General features: G+C 64.0%; 18 protein-coding genes. 13 read left to right on the top strand and 5 right to left on the bottom strand.

The window, feature by feature from the left end:
* Window positions 1-145: 145 nt before the first annotated feature.
* The 3 genes from ACIP6G_RS00820 (at window position 146) to ACIP6G_RS00810 (ending at window position 2263) form a co-directional block, all read left to right on the top strand.
* Window positions 146-1378 carry an inorganic phosphate transporter gene (locus tag ACIP6G_RS00820; protein WP_105656702.1) on the top strand — a complete coding sequence of 411 codons (1233 nt, stop codon included), beginning with the start codon at window positions 146-148 and terminating at the stop codon, window positions 1376-1378.
* Window positions 1375-1623, top strand: a complete 249-nt coding sequence (locus tag ACIP6G_RS00815; protein ID WP_105656701.1) for a hypothetical protein — start codon at window positions 1375-1377, stop codon at window positions 1621-1623. The genes ACIP6G_RS00820 and ACIP6G_RS00815 overlap by 4 nt, the downstream gene beginning before the upstream one ends.
* Window positions 1624-1717: 94 nt before the next feature.
* A complete protein-coding gene (locus tag ACIP6G_RS00810; RefSeq protein WP_400288160.1) occupies window positions 1718-2263 on the top strand; it encodes a dihydrofolate reductase family protein in 546 nt (181 codons plus the stop codon).
* 84 nt (window positions 2264-2347) lie between these two features.
* On the opposite strand, the gene ACIP6G_RS00805 is transcribed toward ACIP6G_RS00810, so the two are convergent.
* Window positions 2348-2833, bottom strand: coding sequence for a hotdog fold thioesterase (locus ACIP6G_RS00805; RefSeq protein ID WP_400288158.1), 486 nt, complete (start codon window positions 2831-2833; stop codon window positions 2348-2350).
* An 85-nt stretch (window positions 2834-2918) separates the two neighbouring features.
* Between ACIP6G_RS00805 and polA the strand changes: the two genes are divergently transcribed.
* Window positions 2919-5531 (top strand): DNA polymerase I, encoded by a 2613-nt coding sequence (polA, locus tag ACIP6G_RS00800; protein WP_400288744.1) that lies wholly within the window; start codon window positions 2919-2921, stop codon window positions 5529-5531.
* A 93-nt stretch (window positions 5532-5624) separates the two neighbouring features.
* On the opposite strand, the gene ACIP6G_RS00795 is transcribed toward polA, so the two are convergent.
* Window positions 5625-5834, bottom strand: coding sequence for a hypothetical protein (locus tag ACIP6G_RS00795; protein ID WP_400288157.1), 210 nt, complete (start codon window positions 5832-5834; stop codon window positions 5625-5627).
* On the opposite strand from ACIP6G_RS00795, the gene ACIP6G_RS00790 reads away from it, so the two are divergent.
* The 4 genes from ACIP6G_RS00790 to ACIP6G_RS00775 all read left to right on the top strand — a co-directional run bounded on the left by ACIP6G_RS00790 (window position 5833) and on the right by ACIP6G_RS00775 (window position 11151).
* A complete protein-coding gene (locus tag ACIP6G_RS00790; RefSeq protein WP_400288155.1) occupies window positions 5833-6516 on the top strand; it encodes a polysaccharide deacetylase family protein in 684 nt (227 codons plus the stop codon). The two genes, ACIP6G_RS00795 and ACIP6G_RS00790, sit on opposite strands and share 2 nt — an antisense overlap.
* Before the next feature lie 69 nt (window positions 6517-6585).
* Window positions 6586-7899 (top strand): GNAT family N-acetyltransferase, encoded by a 1314-nt coding sequence (locus ACIP6G_RS00785; protein WP_400288153.1) that lies wholly within the window; start codon window positions 6586-6588, stop codon window positions 7897-7899.
* Between the two features lie 218 nt (window positions 7900-8117).
* Window positions 8118-9593 (top strand): 30S ribosomal protein S1, encoded by a 1476-nt coding sequence (gene rpsA, locus ACIP6G_RS00780; RefSeq protein WP_013349277.1) that lies wholly within the window; start codon window positions 8118-8120, stop codon window positions 9591-9593.
* Window positions 9594-9840: 247 nt separating this feature from the next.
* The gene (locus ACIP6G_RS00775; protein WP_400288152.1) at window positions 9841-11151 is read left to right on the top strand and encodes a hypothetical protein; all 1311 of its coding nucleotides are present in this window, start codon (window positions 9841-9843) and stop codon (window positions 11149-11151) included.
* Window positions 11152-11179: 28 nt separating this feature from the next.
* On the opposite strand, the gene ACIP6G_RS00770 is transcribed toward ACIP6G_RS00775, so the two are convergent.
* From ACIP6G_RS00770 to ACIP6G_RS00760, 3 genes are all read right to left on the bottom strand, one after another.
* Complete coding sequence (locus ACIP6G_RS00770) at window positions 11180-12856, bottom strand: HNH endonuclease signature motif containing protein (protein ID WP_400288150.1); 1677 nt, start codon at window positions 12854-12856, stop codon at window positions 11180-11182.
* Between the two features lie 62 nt (window positions 12857-12918).
* Window positions 12919-14103: a class I SAM-dependent methyltransferase gene (locus ACIP6G_RS00765; RefSeq protein ID WP_400288149.1), complete on the bottom strand. Its 1185-nt coding sequence runs from the start codon at window positions 14101-14103 to the stop codon at window positions 12919-12921.
* The gene (locus ACIP6G_RS00760; protein ID WP_332595161.1) at window positions 14100-14774 is read right to left on the bottom strand and encodes a YigZ family protein; all 675 of its coding nucleotides are present in this window, start codon (window positions 14772-14774) and stop codon (window positions 14100-14102) included. The genes ACIP6G_RS00765 and ACIP6G_RS00760 overlap by 4 nt, the downstream gene beginning before the upstream one ends.
* 25 nt (window positions 14775-14799) lie before the next feature.
* Here ACIP6G_RS00760 and coaE point away from each other — a divergent pair, with 25 nt between their 5' ends.
* From coaE to ACIP6G_RS00735, 5 genes are all read left to right on the top strand, one after another.
* A complete protein-coding gene (gene coaE / locus ACIP6G_RS00755) occupies window positions 14800-15396 on the top strand; it encodes a dephospho-CoA kinase (protein WP_400288147.1) in 597 nt (198 codons plus the stop codon).
* A gap of 2 nt (window positions 15397-15398) precedes the next feature.
* Window positions 15399-15647 (top strand): hypothetical protein, encoded by a 249-nt coding sequence (locus ACIP6G_RS00750; RefSeq protein WP_105656691.1) that lies wholly within the window; start codon window positions 15399-15401, stop codon window positions 15645-15647.
* Between the two features lie 72 nt (window positions 15648-15719).
* Window positions 15720-17807, top strand: coding sequence for an excinuclease ABC subunit UvrB (gene uvrB, locus ACIP6G_RS00745; RefSeq protein ID WP_133834225.1), 2088 nt, complete (start codon window positions 15720-15722; stop codon window positions 17805-17807).
* Between the two features lie 245 nt (window positions 17808-18052).
* Window positions 18053-19093: a TerC family protein gene (locus ACIP6G_RS00740; protein ID WP_400288145.1), complete on the top strand. Its 1041-nt coding sequence runs from the start codon at window positions 18053-18055 to the stop codon at window positions 19091-19093.
* A 100-nt stretch (window positions 19094-19193) separates the two neighbouring features.
* Window positions 19194-19646, top strand: a complete 453-nt coding sequence (locus ACIP6G_RS00735; protein WP_105656688.1) for a MarR family winged helix-turn-helix transcriptional regulator — start codon at window positions 19194-19196, stop codon at window positions 19644-19646.
* Window positions 19647-19706: the final 60 nt, after the last annotated feature.

The raw sequence follows: 19706 nt of genomic DNA, 5'->3' as shown, positions 1-19706 counted from the left end.
AAGTTCCGGATTGACGTACTGCGCCGTACGCCTAAGATGGAAATTGCGCTTAGAACGAAGTCCTGCACGCCAATGCCTTTCGCAGGATCCTATTTCTGGCCCGTTCTCTTTTTCCTTGCCGTTCGACCCCTCAGGCTGGTATTCAATGGATTTGACGCTTATCGTCGTCCTGGTCATTGCCTTGGCGTTGTTTTTCGACTTCACCAATGGTTTCCATGACACGGCCAATGCGATGGCCACCCCAATCGCAACCGGAGCAATTTCCCCTAAGAAGGCAGTTGCCCTCGCCGCAATTCTGAACCTGGTTGGCGCATTCCTCTCCACCGAGGTAGCGAAGACCATTTCAGGTGGCATCATCAACGAAGACCCGACCTCGGGCGTGGCTATTGGGCCGGCGATGATTTTCGCCGGCCTGATGGGCGCCGTGATCTGGAACCTGTTCACCTGGTTGCTGGGACTGCCTTCGAGCTCCTCCCACGCATTGTTCGGCGGCCTGGTAGGCGCCGCGATCGTCGGTGCAGGCTTCGCCTCGGTGAACTACAGCGTGCTGCTCTCCAAGGTGCTGCTTCCGGCCCTGTGCGCGCCGGTGATCGCCGGCATCTCCGCGTACCTGTGCACCAAGCTGGCCTACGCGATCACCAAGCGCGAGAATGGCGCGGCGCCCAAGCGCGGCGGCTTCCGCTACGGGCAGATCTTCTCTTCCTCGCTGGTCGCGCTGTCCCACGGCACTAACGATGCGCAGAAGACCATGGGCATCATCACCCTGACCCTGGTGGCTTCTGGCCTGCAGGATTCCGACTCCGGCGTGCAGTTCTGGGTTGTTGCCACCTGTGCCTTCGCCATCGCGCTGGGTACCTACACCGGCGGCTGGCGCATCATCGCCACCATGGGTTCGGGCCTGACCGACGTGAAGCCCGCGCAGGGCTTCGCAGCCGAGATGTCCACCGCTTCGGCGATCCTGACTTCCTCGCACCTGGGCTTCGCGCTGTCCACCACCCAGGTAGCTTCCGGCTCCGTGATCGGTTCGGGCATGGGCCGCAAGGGCGGCGAAGTCCGCTGGGGCACCGCGGGACGCATCGCGTTGGGCTGGCTGTTCACCCTGCCAGCAGCCGCGGCCGTCGGCGGCGTGGCCGCAGCGATCACCCACCTGGGCACCATCGGCATCGTGATCGTCGCGATCGCCGGCACCGGCGCCATGCTGACCATCTGGTTCCTCTCGCGCAAGCAGCCGCATGACCACGAGTCGAACATTTCCGACATCGATAACTCGGGTGCAGCGGTGAACATCCTGACCAAGAAGGAGCGCCGCGCCAAGGCCAAGGCGGAAGCCAAGCTGGCCAAGGCTGCCGCAGCGCAGAAGGAAGCCGATAATTCATGATTGACTGGACAGCCTTTCTCATCGTCGCCGCCATCACCTGGTTTTCCGCGATGGCGATCGTGGCGGCCTACTCCTTCGGCGTCCGCCTGTTGGCAGTTGCCAAGGACGAGGGCCGCAACCAGAGCCTGAGCAATGCCGGAGCCTACGCCTGCTTCGCGATTTGCGGCCTGATCGTCCTCTTCGGCGTGGTGCTGATCGTGCCGCAGCTGAGCGAAGCGATCCTGGGCTTCTCCTCGAGCCACTAGGAACTGCTCGCGGCTGCGGGCGGATCCGACACGATTTTCGGGTCCCTCGACAACTTGATATTGCCTTCGATGGAGGCACCCCTAGACTGGAGCCATGACTAGCTTCAAGTACTACGTGGGTGCCTCCATCGATGGTTTTATCGCCGATCGCAGCGGAAGCGTCCAATGGTTCATCCCCTATGCCACGCAGCCGGGAGTGAAAAAGCATTTCGACGAGTTCTTCGGGAGCGTCGGCGCCGTAGTGATCGGAGGCAAGACCTACGAGAACATCGTCCGCGATGCTGCCGAGGGAACCGTGCCGTGGGTGTTCGGCGAGAAGCCGGTGTGGGTCTTCACACACCATGAACTGCCGACACTGCCCGGAGCGGACCTGACCTTCATCCGCGGCGAGGTGGGCTTCTGGAGCCGGGACATCGCCCAGAGCGCGGGGGCCGGGGACGTGTGGGTGGTTGGCGGTGCCGACCTGGCTGGGGCGTTCGTCGAAGCCGATGCGCTCGATGAGCTGCTTCTGGTCACCGTTCCGGAGGTGCTGGGCGACGGGGCCAATATCTTTGGCCGCGGGATCAGCACGCGGCTCTCGGCCCTGGGGATCACCGAGCTCGGCGCGGATATCTTCCTCTCGCGCTACGCGATCGGCTAAACGGCCAGGGGGACCTGCTGGCCAGGGCCAGCGTTCCGGAAAAGCCGGATCCGCCGCGCTTGGCGCGAACGGCGCCTGCGGGGATCAGTTTTCGACCGGCAGCAGCATATTGGTGATGCGAGCGGTCGCGACACGCTGGCCCTGCTCATTGCTGATCACGATCTCATGGCAGGTGCTGCTGCGGCCCAGATGCACCGGCGTGCATACCCCGGTGACCAGCCCGGTGCGCCCGGCCTTGTGGTGGGTGATGTTCAAATCCACGCCGACCGGGTTGGCCCGGCCGGCACCGTGCAGCGCAGCGGCCATCGAACCGAGGGTTTCGGCAAGTGCCGCCGAAGCGCCGCCATGCAGGATGCCGTAGACCTGGGTGTTGCCCGCCACCGGCATGGTGGCGGCAACGCGCTGGGGTTCGAACCCGGTGAAGATGATTTCCAGTTTCTCCACGAGTTCGCCCACGCCATTGTGGAGCAGGTAGGGCCACATGGATTCGGGAATACCGTGGCGGGCCAGCTGCGCGTCAAACGGATGTGCCGAAGATTGCGTGGTTCGAGAAGTGAAATTGTCGCTCATGGCAACTAGGCTTTCAGGTGTGAGCGAAACTACCAAACCGACTGCCTCGTCGGACAAGAGACTGCTGATTATTGACGGACACTCCATGGCCTTCCGCGCGTTCTATGCGCTGCCTGCAGAGAACTTCGCAACAAGCACCGGCCAGCACACCAATGCCGTGCACGGATTCGTATCGATGCTGCTGACGATGATCCGCCAGCAAAAGCCCACCCACGTTGCGGTGGCCTTCGACTTGGACACCCCGACTTTCCGCTCGCTGGAGTACACCGAGTACAAGGGCGGACGCAATAAGACGCCCGAAGAGTTCTACGGGCAGATCGATCTGATCCAGGAAGTCATGAAGGCGATGAACATCCCTTCGATCACCCTGGAGAGCTTCGAGGCCGATGACATCCTGGCCACGCTGGCCACCCAGGGCGAAGCGGCCGGTTTCAACGTGCTGGTGGTGTCCGGCGACCGCGACGCCTTCCAGCTGATCACCGACAAGACCCTGGTGCTGTACCCGAAGAAGGGCATCAGCGATATCCCGCCGATGGATGCCGCAGCGGTGGAAGCCAAGTACTTCGTGCGTCCCGAGCGCTACTCGGATTTGGCGGCTCTGGTCGGCGAAACCGCGGATAACTTGCCCGGTGTGCCAGGTGTGGGGCCGAAGACCGCCGCCAAATGGATCAACCTCTACGGGGACCTGGCTGGCATCCTGGAGAATGTGGAGAACATCAAGGGCAAGGTCGGCGAGTCGCTGCGCGAGCACGTGGACAACGTGACCCGCAACCGCCGGTTGAACCAGCTCAAGCACGACCTGGAACTCCCGGTCACGCTCGATCAGATGGAACTCGAAGCCCCGAACCGCGAAGAGATCGAGAACCTGTTCGACGCGCTGGAATTCAACACCCTGCGCAAGCGCCTGTTCGACCTGTTTGCAGCCCAGGAAGAGGAAGCGGCACCCGAAGTTGCCGAATTCTCCCGGGTGCTCGGCGCCGATGCCGACGCACTGGACGGATTCATCGGGGCCGGGAAGGGCGCGCCGATCGCAATCCAGCCTGCTGCGGTTGACGGCGAAGCCGTGGGTCTGGCCCTTTTCCGCGGGTCGGAAGCCCTCTGGCTGGAACTGGCCGAACTCGATGAAGCCACCGAAGGCGTGCTTGCGCAGTTCCTGGCCGATGAGAACGCGCCGAAGCTCTTCCACGATGCCAAGGCCGCCATGCACCTGCTCATCGAGCGCGGGCTGCGGATCGCCGGCATCAAGGACGACACCTTGATCAGCGCCTACCTGATCCAGCCCGATCGCCGCAGCCACGACCTGGTGGACGTGGTGCAGTACCACCTGAAGTACGCCGTGCCGGTGCATCAGGCCAAGAAAGGCGAACTGGATCTGGGGCTCACTTCGGATCTTGCCGAGCCAACGTTGGCCCAGGCGCAGGCCATCCACGACCTCTCCGCCTACCTGGCTACCAAGCTGGCCGAGAAGCACGCGGACAAACTGGCTGCCGAGATGGAGCTGCCGCTGATTCCGGTGCTCTTCGAGATGGAACGCGCCGGCGTGGCAGTGGACGTGGATCGCCTGAACGAACTGCGTGCCCACTTCACCGAGCAGGTGGACCAGGCCACCAACGACGCGTTCGCCGCGATCGGCCACGAAGTCAACCTCTCCAGCCCGAAGCAGCTGCAGGTGGTGTTGTTCGAAGAGCTGGATCTGCCGCGCACCAAGAAGATCAAGACCGGTTTCACCACCGATGCCGAGTCGCTGCAGGATCTGCTGATCAAGACCGGGCACCCGTTCCTGGTCGCGCTGATGGCCTACCGCGACGCGATCAAGCTGCGCCAGACCGTGGACGGCCTGCTCAAGGCCACCCACGATGATGGCCGGATCCACACCACCTATGCGCAGACCGTGGCCGCGACCGGGCGCCTCTCCAGCCTGAACCCGAACCTGCAGAACATCCCGGTGCGTTCGGAAGAGGGCCGGCGCATCCGCGACGTCTTCATGGTCGGGGCCGGCTACCAGAGCCTGCTGACAGTGGACTACTCGCAGATCGAAATGCGCATCATGGCGCACCTGTCCGAAGACGAGGGGCTGATCGAGGCCTACCAGAACGGCGAGGACCTGCACCGCTATGTCGGTTCGCGCGTGTTCAACGTCGAGCCGGAAGAGGTCACCTCGGAGATGCGCTCGAAGGTCAAGGCGATGAGCTACGGCCTGGCCTATGGGCTGAGCAGCTTCGGGCTGTCCAAGCAGCTGAAGATCGGCGTGGACGAGGCCCGCAAGCTGATGAAGGACTACTTCGACCGCTTCGGTGCCGTGCGCACCTACCTGCGTTCGGTCGTCGACCAGGCCCGCAAGGATGGCTACACCGAAACCATTTTCGGACGCCGCCGCTACCTGCCGGAGCTGAACAGCTCGGATCGCCGGCTGCGCGACATCGCCGAGCGTGCCGCGTTGAACGCCCCGATCCAGGGTTCGGCCGCCGACCTGGTGAAGGTGGCCATGCTGCGCATCGATGAGGGACTGCGCGCCGGGCAGTACAAGTCCCGGATGCTGCTGCAGGTCCATGACGAACTCATCCTGGAGATCGCCGAGGGGGAGCTGGAGGCAGTGCAGGAGCTGGTGACCCGCGAAATGGGACAGGCCGCAGATCTGCTGGTGCCGCTGGACGTCCAGCCGGGCATCGGCCGGACCTGGCACGACGCCGCGCACTAGGGGCGGCAATCGAAAGGGGCAGGGGCACCGCGGGTGTTCCTGCCCCTTTCGGCAGGATCGAATGGGCTTGGGGAAAGAGACGAACTTGGAGCACTACTCGCGCCGTTGGGCGCTGAAAACCGGAAGCCTGGGGCTGGGGGCGCTGGCCGCCGCGCTGGTCTCCGGTTGCAGTACCGGCGGACCGGCGGAACGAGCCGGGTCCGCGTCGGCCTCGGGAACGGCGAGTCCTTCGCCCACCGCCACTGCTTCGCCCCGGCCTACCGCCAGCCTCCAGACGGTGTATCCGAGCCGGAGCCAGGTCATGGCAAAGTTCAAGAATGTTCCTGCAGGGCAGTTCGGGCTGGAAGTCCCGGGCATCGAGCTGGGCCTGCCCAAGGGCAATGCCGCCGCGGCGTTGACCTTCGATGCCTGCGGGGGACCCCGGGGCTCGGGGGTGGATGGGGCCCTGCTGGACGCGTTGCGCGCCAAGCAGGTGCCCGCGACCCTCTTCGTGAACCAACGCTGGGCACGCGCCAATGCGCGGCTGATGGACGAGCTGGTAAGCGACGAGCTGTTCGAGATCGCCAACCACGGAACCAGCCACGCCCCGCTGGCCACTTCCGGGCAGGCAGCCTACGGCATCGGGGGCACGGAGTCGATCGGCCAGGCCTACGACGAGGTGATGGGCAACCAGCGGTATCTGGCCGACCAGTTCGGCATCACCGCGAAATTCTTCCGCTCCGGCACCGCCCATATGGACGAAGCCGGCGCGGCAATGTGCCGGGACCTGGGCGTGGTGCCGATGAACTTCACCGTCAACCTGGACGCCGGGGCGACCTTTGGCGCGCAGGCCGTGGCCGCCCAGGTCCGCCAGCTGGCCGCCGGGGACGTCGGCATCGGGCACTTCAACCAGCCCGCCTCGGGTACTGCCAAGGGCGTGGCGCTCGGGCTGGGGCAGGCGCTGGATTCCGGCCTGCGGTTCACCACGCTCTCCGAAGCCTGGTGAATGCACCCCTTGCGCCGGCCGGACAGGCGCATAGACTGTGATCAGCCGATTTCCTCGCCAAGGAGCACGATGAGACCAGAGACCCCGCCGCAGCTGGAAACCCGGACCTGCCAGGCTGCGATCCGCAGTCCTGAACTCGACGAATCGATCAAGTTGTTCCATCAGGCCACCGGGATCGGCTTCTACGAGCAGCTGCCCGAAGAGCCCAATTGGACGCACTACCTGGACCTGACTTATGCGCAGAAAATGCGCTTCTCCCTGGTGTTCGATCAGCAGGCCGAACCGCACTCGCGCCATGCAACCTACCCGGTGCACACCTATGGAGCATTCCCCGGGCTGCTCAATGCCGGCGGCGAGGCGCCGGTGGCAACGCACAAGATCTCCGCGGTCACCGTCGCGCCGAGCTATCGGCGCCGCGGCATCCTGTCCAGGCAAATCACCGCAGACCTGGCCTATGCCCAGCAGGCGGCTTTCCCTATTGCGGCTTTGACCGCGTCGGAAGCGACGATCTACGGGCGGTACGGCTTCGAGCCAGCTACCTACCAAAGCCGGTTCACGCTCAAGTGCGCCCACGGGGTGAAGCTGCGCGTGCAGGTACCCGGCCGGGTGGTGGACGCCGATCCGCAGCATTTCGGGCCCGGCTATGCCGCGCTGGCCGTGCGCGCGCTCGAGCAGACGTTCGGATCCGTGGACAGCACCGAATTCGACAATGGCTTTGCCTTGGGCCGCTGGGACACCTGGGAGACTCTGGAGAAGCCGAAGAACCTGCGTTTTGCCGCCTACTACGATGACGCTGGCCAGCTCGGCGGATTCGCCACCTACAAGTTCGGCGGGTGGGACGAGCCCAAGGCGAAGCTGGTGGTGCATAAGCTGGTGGCCACCAGCGACGCCGCGCGCATCAAGCTCTTCGAGTACCTGGGCAACCATGATCTGGTCGAAGAAGTGCATGGCCAAGGCCCGGTGGCCGATCCACTGCGCCAAGTGCTGGAGAACGTGCGGGACTACCACGTGCGTTCCATTGACGATGTGCTGTGGCTGCGCGTGCTCGATGTTGTTGCCGCCTTCCAAGCGCGCGGCTACCAGCGCGATGCCCGGCTGCTATTGAGCGTGAGCGACCGGCTGGAGCTGATCTCCGGAACCTACCTCTTCGAGGTGTCCGATTCCCGCGCCACGGTGAGCCGGATCGAGGACGGGCAGGCCGACTCCGGGCTGCCGCGTGTGGCGCTTTCGGAGCGGGAGCTGGCGGGACTGTACCTGGGCACCGTGCAGCTGGACCAATTGCTGGATTCGGGACGCGCCGAACTGGTCGGCGGGGGAACTGCGGGGGACTGGGTGCACTTGTTCAACGTGGCTCGCGAGGGTTTCACGCCGCACGGTTTCTAGTGGGACGGGTCGCATTATCCGGTTGATATGACGAAGTTCACAAAATGCTGGCGAGGATGTTAGCGGGTTACGCTTTGACCCGCGGTGTGCTAGGCGCGTAGACTTGAACAGCGTGCCATGGCTTCGTCATGTCCGCATTCATGTTCTACCCCCTTCGAAATTCCGGGACTTCCGGGGTTTCGACTGATCAAATCTATCCACATCGGAGTCCCTACTACATGACCATCACCTCGAACGAGAACAACAGCGCACCAGTCGTCGCAATCAACGACATTGGATCTGCTGAGGACTTCTTGGCCGCAGTCGACGCCACCATCAAGTACTTCAACGATGGTGACCTCGTCGAAGGCACCGTCGTCAAGGTTGACCACGACGAAGTTCTGCTCGACATCGGTTACAAGACCGAAGGTGTCATCCCTTCCCGCGAGCTTTCCATCAAGCACGACGTTGACCCAGGTGAAGTTGTCACCGTTGGCGACAGTGTCGAAGCCTTGGTCCTGACCAAGGAAGACAAGGAAGGCCGCCTGATCCTGTCCAAGAAGCGTGCGCAGTACGAGCGCGCTTGGGGCGACATCGAAAAGATCAAGGAAGAGGACGGCGTCGTTACCGGTACCGTCATCGAGGTTGTCAAGGGTGGCCTCATCCTGGACATCGGCCTGCGTGGCTTCCTGCCAGCATCGCTCGTCGAGATGCGCCGTGTGCGCGACCTGGCTCCATACATCGGCCAGGAAATCGAAGCCAAGATCATCGAGCTGGACAAGAACCGCAACAACGTTGTGCTTTCCCGCCGTGCATGGCTCGAGCAGACCCAGTCCGAGGTTCGCTCGACCTTCCTCAACAAGCTGGAAAAGGGCCAGGTTCGTCCGGGCGTTGTTTCCTCCATCGTCAACTTCGGTGCATTCGTGGACCTGGGCGGCGTAGACGGCCTGGTACACGTTTCCGAGCTGTCCTGGAAGCACATCGACCACCCATCCGAGGTTGTCGAGGTTGGCCAGGAAGTAACCGTAGAGGTTCTGGAAGTCGATCTGGACCGCGAGCGCGTTTCCCTGTCGCTGAAGGCTACCCAGGAAGATCCTTGGCAGACCTTCGCCCGCACCCACGCACTGGGTCAGGTTGTACCGGGCAAGGTTACCAAGCTGGTTCCATTCGGTGCGTTCGTACGCGTCGAAGACGGCATCGAAGGCCTGGTTCACATCTCCGAGCTTGCAGTTCGCCACGTTGAACTGGCTGAGCAGGTTGTCTCCGTTGGCGACGAACTGTTCGTCAAGGTCATCGACATCGACCTGGAGCGCCGCCGCATCTCGCTGTCGCTCAAGCAGGCTAACGAAGGTGTTGACCCAGAGGGCACCGAGTTCGACCCAGCACTCTACGGCATGGCTGCAGAGTACGACGAGGCCGGCAACTACAAGTACCCAGAGGGCTTCGACCCAGAGTCGAACGAATGGCTCGAGGGCTTCGACACCCAGCGCGCTGCATGGGAAGCACAGTACGCTGCTGCCCAGGAGCGTTGGGAAGCACACAAGAAGCAGGTTGTTGCCGCTATCGCTGCCGACGCAGAAGCAGAGCCTGCTGCTGCCGGTGGTTCCGAGCCAGCTCCAGCTTCGTACTCCTCGGAGGCGCCAGCCACCGATGCAGGCACCCTGGCTTCGGACGAAGCACTGGCTGCACTGCGCGAGAAGCTGACCGGCAACTAATTCCGGCTTCTGCCTCGTGCAGAGATCGTGATTAGCTTTAGCTGATTCACGAAGGTCCAACCCTGCAAGGGTTGGACCTTCGTTTGTTTAACTGGTTTTTTGCTTGCCGGCATGGCTGGCGCGTCATTATTTCTGCTGACATCCGCCGGGCAGGAATAGCTCCGAAGGAGCACTGCTCTTAATACTTGCTGAGGTTAGACTAAAAGTGCACCGATCAGGTGGACTCACTAACGGCAGGTAGTAGCACATGGCAACGACAGGAAATTCGCCGGCAGACTATGCGGCAGGCGCAACTGCCGGGCAGCAGATCCCGGTGCGCCAGGTCAGCCACGAGGAGTGGGAGACTGTACCGCGCACTATTCCCAATTTCTGGGTTGCCGCAGCGACCTGGCTTCCGCTGGTTGCACTGGTGGTCCTCGTCCGTTCGGATCTTCTGCATTCCCCGTACCTGGACAAGGGCTTCATGGACATCCTCTCCTTCTCCATGGTCGCTACCGTCCTGGCCATGATCTTTGGCGGCGGACGGCAATCACCCTGGATGGGCTTGGGCGTAGCCGCCGGAATCTATTTCCTGCTGGCTCCGGCCGGGGACCTGCAAAGGATCCTGATGCTGGCGCTGGGCTATTTCCTGCTGCTCGCACTGTCCGTAGGTCTCATGGACGCACGGTTTCGACGCCTGCTGAGAACCTGGAAGCGTGAAGCCTCAGGAGGCATCGCCTTGGCGCCGGGGCAAGAGAGCGATTTTGGAATCACCAAGCAAATGTCGCCCATGGTATGGGAGCTTGCGGTAGGAGCACTGATCTACCCGCTGCTCCGGCTGGGCTGGGAATTGGTCAGCACGGAAGTTCATTCGCTGCATGACTTGGATGAAGGCTACCGTCTTGACGTGTACGCCGCGGCCGTTCTCCTGGGCATCAGCCTGCTGCTGAGCATGCTGCGCTGGATGCGCTTGAAATCGATGGGACTTTTCGCACTCGAAGTTCCAGCGGACCACCGAATTGGTCCAACGTCATTGCGGGCCTATGGCAACGCGATCCTCATCGAAACGGAAGAAACCGGGGCCTGCCTGTGCCGCAACGACGACAAGAACGGGTCCAAGCAGAAATTTGAGGATCCGCGATTCATTTTCTGCTCAGAGGTGTGCCCGGTGCACGGGGTGCATGCGGTCAACCAGCGCTCTGCCGAAGAGTTCCTGGGCATCGCGTCCCAGCCCTGGGTCTATGGGGAGAACCTGAATGGGAAACTGCTAGAGGCAACCGGCCAGCGCTTGGTCATTGCAGGGCTCAGCGGCTGGGGCTCACGCCCGGTCGCGGTGCGCGCTTCATGGCTCTACGGCGGAGGGAAGCAGGCCAGCGCCTACTACGTCCCGGCATCGGCACGCGAGCCTCTGGCCAGAACCAAGCGCCGCCTGGCGGTCCAGACCCCTGCCGGTGATTCGGTTACGGCTGATACTTTCGAGAATAATGAGCGGGGCGAGATCGACCGGATCAACCTTCGTCCATTGGGGATCAACGCCCAAGCCGTCCGCGTGCACGGTGGACGCCCTTTCTTGATCTAGCCGGATGGCCCCGGCGCATTGCCGCGAACTAGGCGGCCTTGGCCATGTGGTAGATGTTGCGCACCGGGGTCTGGGTGGGATCGACGAAGCTGGGCAGGATGACCTTGGGTACGCCATCGTCGGCAATGACCTTGATCAACCCGGCATGAACGTCATGATGATGCGTGTCGCAGAGCATCGCGCTCCAGTAGACCGCAGTGACACCGCCCTCGGACCAGAACCAGATGTGGTGGATGTTGCAGCGTTCGGGATCCATGGTGCACCCGGGAACTATGCAGCCGCGATCGCGCACCGCAACACCCAGGCGCATGTAGTTCGGATGCTTGCGCTGGCTGCGCCCGATATCAAGGAGCTCGCCCCTGCCGCCGAGCACCATCGGGATGATGCGTGCCCTGGCCAGGGTCTGGCGCAGGTCAGTTGCATCGAGCTTGAAACCGTGCTGGGTGATGCCATGGGTTCTCGCGCGGCCTTCCAACTCGTCCAAGGTCAGCATGACCACGACCTGCGGGGTGATGGTGGGGACATCCACGGTGCCTGCATCATTCCCATCGGCGCCCTTGGGGGTCCCGCCATTGCGCGCGGCATCCAGCAGCTCCTGGAGCCGCTTCGTGTTGATCTCCAGCAGATTCATCAGGCCATTGAGGCGGCGTGCCGCGGGAGAAAGCGGTGGGGAAACAGGATCTTCGCTGGCGGCAGCTTCCTCATCGGTCAAGAAGTCCGGATGGCCTCCGGCGTCGGCCTGGTAGGAAGTGCCAGGGGCAGCATCCTGCTCTGTACGCTGTCCCGGAGACTGGGCAAAAGCCTCCCGTGCGGCTTGGCCGGAACCGGAGCGGGGATTGTCGCTTTGCGAAATGCCCGATTCGAAGAGTTCTGCCCGCGTAGGGCGCAGGGCGAGGTCGTAGTGGACCAGGCCGCCGCGTTCGCCCCGCCGGTACAGGCCTTCCTGGGCTTCGGGCCGCTTCTTGCCCAAGCGTTCCTTCTGGGATTTCAGGAAGCTGTTGACCAATTGCCTGCGGGTGCCGGGGTCGGGCTGGTCCAATTGCTGGTTGACGATGGATTCAAGCAGCTCGCCATCTTCGGTGAGCGCCGAGGCGGTGGCCGGTGCGGCGTATTCGTCGCGTTGGGGTTCCAGAGCGCCCAGGCGGCGGGCCGCGCTGAGCACTTCGGCTGGCGGCTGGCGCAGATCGGCAAAGCGCCGCGCCAGCAGCGGGAACTGTGCCTGGTGCCGCTGATGCTGGTAGTCGTATTGCGCGAAGACATGGTTGGCGGACTGGATGCGGCGCTTGGCCTCGAAATGGTCGGTGCGCAGCCAGGATGCCAGCAGTGCCGCAGGGCCGGTGAAGCTGGGCCGCTTTCCGGTGCGCTGGGCAGGGACGGAGAAATCGGTGGTGCCCTGGCGGGCCGCGGCGAGTTCAACCTGGGCCAGGGTGTGCGCCGCGGTGTCATCGACCAGGTGGGCTGCGTAGATCTGGGTGCGAAGGGCCTGGTGGGCCGAAGCTTCAGCCGCGGTGGCCAGGGCCAAGGCGTAGCGCGGATCGTGCAGGTAGTGGGACTCGGGGCCGGTGGCTGGATCGGCGCAGAGCAGGGTCTGGTGCAGGACGGGGATGAACGCGGCGACGGCCAGGGCGTCGTCCACCGCGAGGGCCGGCGCGTCCTTCATCGCTTGGGCAAGCCCGGCTAGCGCCTGGCTGACAGTTCTGTTCATGGCCCCAGCATGCGCCAGGCGGTGCGCGGCGTGCCGGCCGGCAATACGGCCTGTGGAAAAGCCTAGTGCGCGCGGGTTGATGCAGTCACGGTGAAGGTCCTGTCGCGGGCCAGCTGTTCGGTGGGGCCAACGCGGCGGGCCAATTCGCTGCGGTAGCGCAGGTGCGAGTTGAACACGCACAGCAGGGTGCCTCCGGGAGCGAGCACGCGGGCGGCGTCGTCGATCAGCTTGAACGCGATGTCGGCGGTGACGGTGTTGCCGATGTGGAAGGGCGGGTTCAGCGTGACCAGTGTGGCGCTGGCGTCGGGCAGGCGGCCCAGGGCGTCATCCTGCACGGCGGTGATGCGACCGGCCAGGTTGTTGCGTTGTGCGGCGGCCAGGGTGGAGGCGACCGCGGAGGCCGAATGGTCCGAGGCGTCCACGCGCAGCTGCGGGTTTTCCAGTGCTGCGCAGATGCCGATCGCGCCGTTGCCGCAGGCCAGATCGACCAGCGTGGCGTGCCCGGAGAGATCCGGAAGGTTTTCCAGCAGCAGCCGGGTGCCCGGATCCAGCCGGGCGGCACCGAAGGTCCCGGCACCGGCATGCAGCGTGAAGCTGGTGCCGCGCACCTGGTGGGTGGCAGAGGCCGGGAAGCTGCTGACGGGCTGTTCGGCGCGCGGGGTGCTGGCGGTGAGCACCCGGGATTTCTGCCGGGCCAGCGAGACATCGACGCGGGTGAAATGCGCCGCGAGCACCTCGTTCATGGAACGGCTCATGTGCTTGATGCGGCCACCGGCGAAAAGCTTCGCGCCGGGATCGGCGACGGCAGCTGCCGCGGCGGCCTGTTCTCCCAGCACGTCCAGTCCGCGAGGCAGGGCCAGCAGGATCGAACTGGCGCCCTGGGCGACCTGTTCCAGGGTGCAGAATTCGAGGTCTCCGGCCCGCTCGGGCATGAGCCGGGCGAGGTTGGCCTCGATGGCCCGGCGGGCGGTGAGCGAATCGGTGTGCACGCGCACGCTCGTGCTGCCTAGTGCCAGCGCGCCCAGGGCCAGCGCGCCGTAGTGGTCGCCGATGACCGCGATGGCGGCCGGCCAGCGGTCCGAGGGGCCGGCCGCGGCGGCGCAGGTGTCCAGGATGAGCCGGTCGCAGGCGTCGGCGGCGTAGAGGTTGGCGGCTTCGACATCGGGCCAGCGGCGCAGGGCGGGGAGCAGGGCCTGGAGGCTGCTGGCGGCAGCGGGCGTGCCTTCGGGATTGGCGGCGGAGTTCAAATCAGATCAACCCATTGCGTGTTGGCGGCGGCCAGTTCCCCGGCGCCGGAGGTGAGTGCGGCGATGCCGGTGCGCAGCTGCGCGGCGGCTTCGGGAGTGTCCGGGATGCCGATCTGCACGATTGCGGCATCGGCCTGCCAGAGGGTCGGTTCGACCTGGTAGCCGGCGGCGCGCAGCTCGTTCTCGTAGCGGGCCGCGTCGGCGTGGGCGGCGGCGAAGGTGAAGATCCGCATGCGCTGGCGCAGGTGCAGCTGCGCATTGTCCAGCCCGGAAGATACCGCCTCGGAATATGCGCGGACCAGTCCGCCGGCGCCAAGCTTGATCCCGCCGAAGTAGCGGACCACCACGGCCAGCACGTCCGAGAGCACGCTGCCGTCGGCGATTTCGCGCTTGGCCAGGGCATCGAGCATCGGGATGCCGGCGGTGCCCGAGGGCTCGCCGTCGTCGTTGGAGCGCTGGGCCATGCGATCGGGGCCCAGGATGAACGCGCTGCAGTGGTGGCGGGCATCGAAGTGGGTCTTGCGCAGGGCCGCGATCTGCGCGCGGGCGGCGGCCTCGGTTTCGACCCGGTAGAGGTAGGTGATGAATCGCGAACGCTTGATTTCCAGCTCGTGCACGCAATCGCTGGTCAAGGTCGTGTACCGTGTCGCGGCCGAGTCGTTGGTGTTCATCCCTCTTAGTTTATAGGGTGGGAACATGATGCATGTGGGACTGACCGGGGGAGTGGCCTCCGGAAAATCTGCGGTCGCGGCCAAATTGGCCGCCCTGGGAGCCGTAGTCATCGATGCCGACGCGTTGGCGCGCAAGGTGGTCGAACCCGGCACGCCCGGGCTGGCTGCGATCAAGGACACGTTTGGCGAAGCCGTTTTGCTGGCCGACGGGTCGCTGAACCGTCCCGCATTGGGCGCGATAGTCTTCGCCGACGAGGCGGCGCGGGCCAAGCTCAACGCGATCGTGCACCCGCTGGTGCGGGAGCAAGCGGCGAAGTTGCGCCAAGGAGCGCCAGCCGGCTCGCTGGTGGTCGAGGACATCCCGCTGCTGGTCGAGACCGGCCAGCTGGACAGCTTCGACGCGGTGGTCGTCGTGGCCGCCCCGCACGCCGAACGCATTCGCCGCATGGTCCAGGACCGCGGCTGGACCCGGGAAGACGCCGAGGCCCGGATGGCCGCGCAGGCCACGGATGACCAGCGGGCGGCCGTAGCCGACTACCTGCTGGATAATTCCGGTACCTTGGAAGAACTGGAGGTGCAGGTTTCTGCCCTCTACCGCCAATTGGCGCCAGCACAGGAGTAGGAATGTACAAGATCTGCAAGTGGAGCACCCTGATCGCTTTCGCCGTCGCCTTGGTGCTGTGGCTCGGTTTTGGCGGCCGCGCCGAATTCGTTGCCAGCGAATCCGGGCCGTATTCGCCGGTGGTCTACATTTCCGGCTGCCTGGCCTTGCTGGGGCTGATTGCCGCCACCATCATGACCGTGGGATTCTTCGGCAGCAGCATCCAGCGCACCGTCAAGCGCAATGCGATCCGCTACGGGATGCGCAAGTAGCACCCCGGATTTAAGCTGAAAGCTGGCTAGGGCGCAGCCCCAACGGTCGGGGCAAGTGGATATGCTGGAAGCATGAGTCTTGCACAGCCGATCAAGCGCGTGGTCGCCCCCTTCGAAGTCATCAGCGAGTACCAGCCTGCCGGCGACCAGCCGCAGGCCATCAAGCAGCTGACCGAGCGGATCAACGCCGGCGAGAAGGACATCGTGCTGCTCGGTGCCACCGGTACCGGCAAGTCCGCGACCACCGCCTGGCTGGTGGAGCAGGTGCAGCGCCCCACCCTGGTGCTGGTGCAGAACAAGACCCTGGCCGCCCAGCTGGCCAACGAGTTCCGCGAGCTGATGCCCAATAACGCGGTGGAGTACTTTGTCTCCTACTACGACTACTACCAGCCCGAGGCCTACGTCCCGCAGACCGATACCTTCATCGAGAAGGACTCCTCGATCAACGAGGAAGTCGAGCGCCTGCGGCACTCGGCCACCAACTCCCTGCTCACCCGCCGCGACACCATTGTGGTCGCCACCGTCTCGTGCATCTACGGCCTGGGCACTCCCGAGGAATACGTGGCCGGGATGGTCACCGTGCGCACCGGCGAGGAACTGAACCGCGACGCGATGCTGCGCCAGTTCGTGGCCATGCAGTACACCCGCAACGACATGGACTTCCACCGCGGCACCTTCCGCGTGCGCGGGGACACGGTGGAGATCATCCCGATGTACGAAGAGCAGGCCGTGCGCATCGAGTTCTTCGGCGACGAGGTGGAAGCGATCCACACCCTGCACCCGGTCACCGGCGAGGTGATCCGCGAGGAGACCGAGATGTACATCTTCCCGGCCAGCCACTATGTGGCCGGTGCCGAGCGGATGCACAAGGCGATCAAGCGGATCGAGGACGAGCTGGCGGTGCGCCTGAAGGAGCTGGAATCGCAGAACAAGCTCGTCGAGGCCCAGCGGCTGCGCATGCGCACCACCTACGACCTGGAAATGATGGAGCAGATGGGTTTCTGCAACGGCATCGAGAACTACTCGCGCCATATCGACGGCCGCGATGCCGGCAGCGCCCCGCACTGCCTGATCGACTATTTCCCCGATGACTTCCTGCTGGTGATCGACGAGTCGCATGTCACCGTGCCGCAGATCGGCGCCATGTACGAGGGCGACATGTCCCGCAAGCGCACGCTGGTGGAACACGGCTTCCGCCTGCCAAGTGCCATGGACAACCGCCCGCTGAAATGGGATGAGTTCCTTGAGCGCATCGGGCAGACCGTGTACCTTTCGGCCACCCCGGGCAAGTACGAGCTGGGCAAGTCCGACGGGTTCGTGGAGCAGATCATCCGCCCCACCGGGCTGATCGACCCCGAGATCATCGTCAAGCCCACCAAGGGCCAGATCGATGACCTGCTCGATGAGATCCGTACCCGTGTGGATCGCGATGAGCGCGTGCTGGTCACCACGCTGACCAAGCGCATGGCCGAGGACCTGACCGACTACCTCACCGAGCACCAGGTGCGGGTGCAGTACCTGCACTCCGATGTGGACACGATCCGCCGCGTGGAGCTGCTGCGCGAGCTGCGCATGGGTTCCTTCGACGTGCTGGTGGGCATTAACCTGCTGCGCGAGGGCCTGGATTTGCCCGAGGTTTCGCTGGTCGCGATCCTGGATGCCGACAAGCAGGGCTTCCTACGTTCGGCCACCAGCCTGATCCAGACCATCGGCCGTGCCGCGCGTAACGTCTCGGGCCAGGTGATCATGTATGCCGACAAGATCACCGATGCGATGGACCAGGCGATCGAGGAGACCAATCGCCGACGGGCAATCCAGGAAGCGCACAACAAGGAGCACGGGATCGACCCCACGCCGCTGCGCAAGAAGATCGCTGACATCACCGACCAGCTGGCGCGTGAGGATGCCGACACCCAGGAACTGCTGAACAACAACCGGTTGGCGAAAAATGCCAAGCGCACCAAGGCCTCGTCCACCGTGCGCAAGGACGGGCTGGCCGCCGCCCCGGCCGAGGACCTGCTGGCCCAGATCGGGGAAATGACCGAGCAGATGCACGCCGCGGCCGCTGAGTTGCAGTTCGAGCTGGCCGCCCGGATCCGTGATGAAGTGTCCGAGTTGAAGAAGGAATTGCGCCAGATGAAGGCTGCCGGGCACGCGTAGCCCTGCTGCTGTCCAGCGCAGTTTTGGGACATGCGCCAAGCCTGTGCAGTTCCTGTGCGCTACACTTGATCACTGGACGTAGGGGAGTATCCCAATGCTGTGGACGTCAACACGCGAACCAATGATGTTTCGCCGGGCACAGCAGCCGATCACTGAGCCAGCTATCGAAGTGTTTCGAATTCTGGTGTGGCGGCGGAGAGACTTGCGACGATTTTCCATACCCTCCAACGAAAGGTCGCTCGTCCGTGGGCACTAATGGGTTAACTATTCAATTCGAGATCATCGCGCTGATTGTTCTGTGCGCGGTGCTCATCGCAGACCTGCTGTACGTCACCAAGCGTCCGCACATTCCTTCCATGAAGGAAGCAGGCATTTTTGTCGGCATCTACATCTCCTTGGCATTGATCTTCGGTGCCGTGATCTGGACGCAGGCTGGACCCCAGCTTGGCCAGGAATTCTACGCCGGCTGGGTCACCGAATACGCGTTGTCGGTGGACAACCTGTTCGTCTTCATCATCATCATGGCGCGCTTCTCGGTACCGCGTAAGTACCAGCAGGAAGTGCTGATGTTCGGCATCATCATCGCGTTGGTCCTGCGCGCAATCTTCATTGTGCTCGGCGCCGCGATCATCGAGCAGTGGTCGTGGGTCTTCTACATCTTCGGCGCCTTCCTGCTGTGGACCGCATGGAACCAGCTCAAGGACGACGATGAGGACGAGGAAAGCGGCTTGGTTAAGAAGCTGACCTCCAAGCTGCCGATTTCCAAGGACTTCGATGGCGCCAAGCTGCGCACCGTGGTCGACGGCAAGAAGCTGTTCACCCCGATGGTGCTGGTCTTCGTGACCATCGGCATGACCGACCTGCTGTTCGCCTTCGACTCGATCCCGGCCATCTTCGGCCTGACCAAGTCCGCGTTCATCGTGTTCACCGCGAACATCTTCGCGCTGATGGGCTTGCGCCAGCTCTACTTCCTGCTCGGTGGCCTGATGAACCGCCTGGTCTTCCTGAAGCACGCACTGAGCTTTATCCTCGCTTTCATCGGCGTGAAGCTGGTCTTCCACGCCCTGCACGAGAACAGCCTGCCGTTCATCAACGGCGGCGAGCCGCTGCATTACGCGTGGCTGGACATTTCCGTAGGTGTTTCGCTGCTGGTCATCCTGGGCGCGATCGTTATCGCAACCGTGCTGTCGCTGTGGAGCCCATGGGGCAAGCGCGCCGCTGCTTCGGCTGAAGCCGCGGAGCTCGCCGGCGCAGCGGAAGCTGCAGAGCAGGACGCCGTTAAGTAATCCGCACAATTACCCGCCGGGACCAGTTGCTTCCAACTGGCCTCGGCGGGTTTTCCGTACCCGCATAGTGTGCCTATGCTGTTCTGCTAAGGTATTTTCCATGAGCGACCTATCGACAGAAGCCAGTGGCATTGCCACCGGCGTAGCACTAGCGTCGGGCACCATGTCCCGGCTGCTTGGACGCGCGGCCGGGCAAGGCCGATCGGTGACCGCTTGGCGGGTGCTTTCCACCCTGGACCGGTTGGGTCCCCAGCGCGTGGGCGACTTGGCCATCGAGCAGCGCGTGGCCCAGCCGACCATGACCGGTCTGGTCATCCGCATGGAAAACGACCAGTTGGTCCAGCGCCAACCGGACCCTGGAGACGGGCGCGCCAGCCTGGTGAGCCTGACCGGCGACGGCAAGGAGGCCATTGAAGCCTACCGGCAACGCGCGATTTCCTCGCTGGCCGGCGGCATCGATTCCTTCAGCGCCGAGGAACGGCGGATTCTGGCGCAGGCTGTGCCGCTGCTGCAGCGGTTGAATGACCAGGTTGCCGCGAAGCTGGACCATTAGCAGCAGAAGGCTTAACGCGCAGGGCGCTTGAATCCCCGGGGGATTCAAGCGCCCTGCGCG

This window comes from Glutamicibacter sp. NPDC088483 (genome assembly GCF_044753145.1).
GTDB lineage: Bacteria > Actinomycetota > Actinomycetes > Actinomycetales > Micrococcaceae > Glutamicibacter.
The sequence above is the reverse complement of the archived record's forward strand: the minus strand, read 5'-3'. Positions and strand labels throughout refer to the sequence as shown.

What these genes read in the sequence shown, in the direction of transcription:
- ACIP6G_RS00790 (WP_400288155.1), top strand. Translation starts at nt 5,833, where the DNA reads ATGGCAAAGTTCAAGAATGTTCCTGCAGGGCAGTTCGGGCTGGAAGTC.
- ACIP6G_RS00785 (WP_400288153.1), top strand. Translation starts at nt 6,586, where the DNA reads ATGAGACCAGAGACCCCGCCGCAGCTGGAAACCCGGACCTGCCAGGCT.
- ACIP6G_RS00770 (WP_400288150.1), bottom strand. Translation starts at nt 12,856, where the DNA reads ATGAACAGAACTGTCAGCCAGGCGCTAGCCGGGCTTGCCCAAGCGATG.
- ACIP6G_RS00775 (WP_400288152.1), top strand. Translation starts at nt 9,841, where the DNA reads ATGGCAACGACAGGAAATTCGCCGGCAGACTATGCGGCAGGCGCAACT.
- ACIP6G_RS00735 (WP_105656688.1), top strand. Translation starts at nt 19,194, where the DNA reads ATGAGCGACCTATCGACAGAAGCCAGTGGCATTGCCACCGGCGTAGCA.
- coaE (WP_400288147.1), top strand. Translation starts at nt 14,800, where the DNA reads ATGATGCATGTGGGACTGACCGGGGGAGTGGCCTCCGGAAAATCTGCG.
- rpsA (WP_013349277.1), top strand. Translation starts at nt 8,118, where the DNA reads ATGACCATCACCTCGAACGAGAACAACAGCGCACCAGTCGTCGCAATC.
- ACIP6G_RS00815 (WP_105656701.1), top strand. Translation starts at nt 1,375, where the DNA reads ATGATTGACTGGACAGCCTTTCTCATCGTCGCCGCCATCACCTGGTTT.
- ACIP6G_RS00750 (WP_105656691.1), top strand. Translation starts at nt 15,399, where the DNA reads ATGTACAAGATCTGCAAGTGGAGCACCCTGATCGCTTTCGCCGTCGCC.
- ACIP6G_RS00760 (WP_332595161.1), bottom strand. Translation starts at nt 14,774, where the DNA reads ATGAACACCAACGACTCGGCCGCGACACGGTACACGACCTTGACCAGC.
- polA (WP_400288744.1), top strand. Translation starts at nt 2,919, where the DNA reads ATGGCCTTCCGCGCGTTCTATGCGCTGCCTGCAGAGAACTTCGCAACA.
- ACIP6G_RS00820 (WP_105656702.1), top strand. Translation starts at nt 146, where the DNA reads ATGGATTTGACGCTTATCGTCGTCCTGGTCATTGCCTTGGCGTTGTTT.
- ACIP6G_RS00810 (WP_400288160.1), top strand. Translation starts at nt 1,718, where the DNA reads ATGACTAGCTTCAAGTACTACGTGGGTGCCTCCATCGATGGTTTTATC.
- uvrB (WP_133834225.1), top strand. Translation starts at nt 15,720, where the DNA reads ATGAGTCTTGCACAGCCGATCAAGCGCGTGGTCGCCCCCTTCGAAGTC.
- ACIP6G_RS00805 (WP_400288158.1), bottom strand. Translation starts at nt 2,833, where the DNA reads ATGAGCGACAATTTCACTTCTCGAACCACGCAATCTTCGGCACATCCG.
- ACIP6G_RS00795 (WP_400288157.1), bottom strand. Translation starts at nt 5,834, where the DNA reads ATGACCTGGCTCCGGCTCGGATACACCGTCTGGAGGCTGGCGGTAGGC.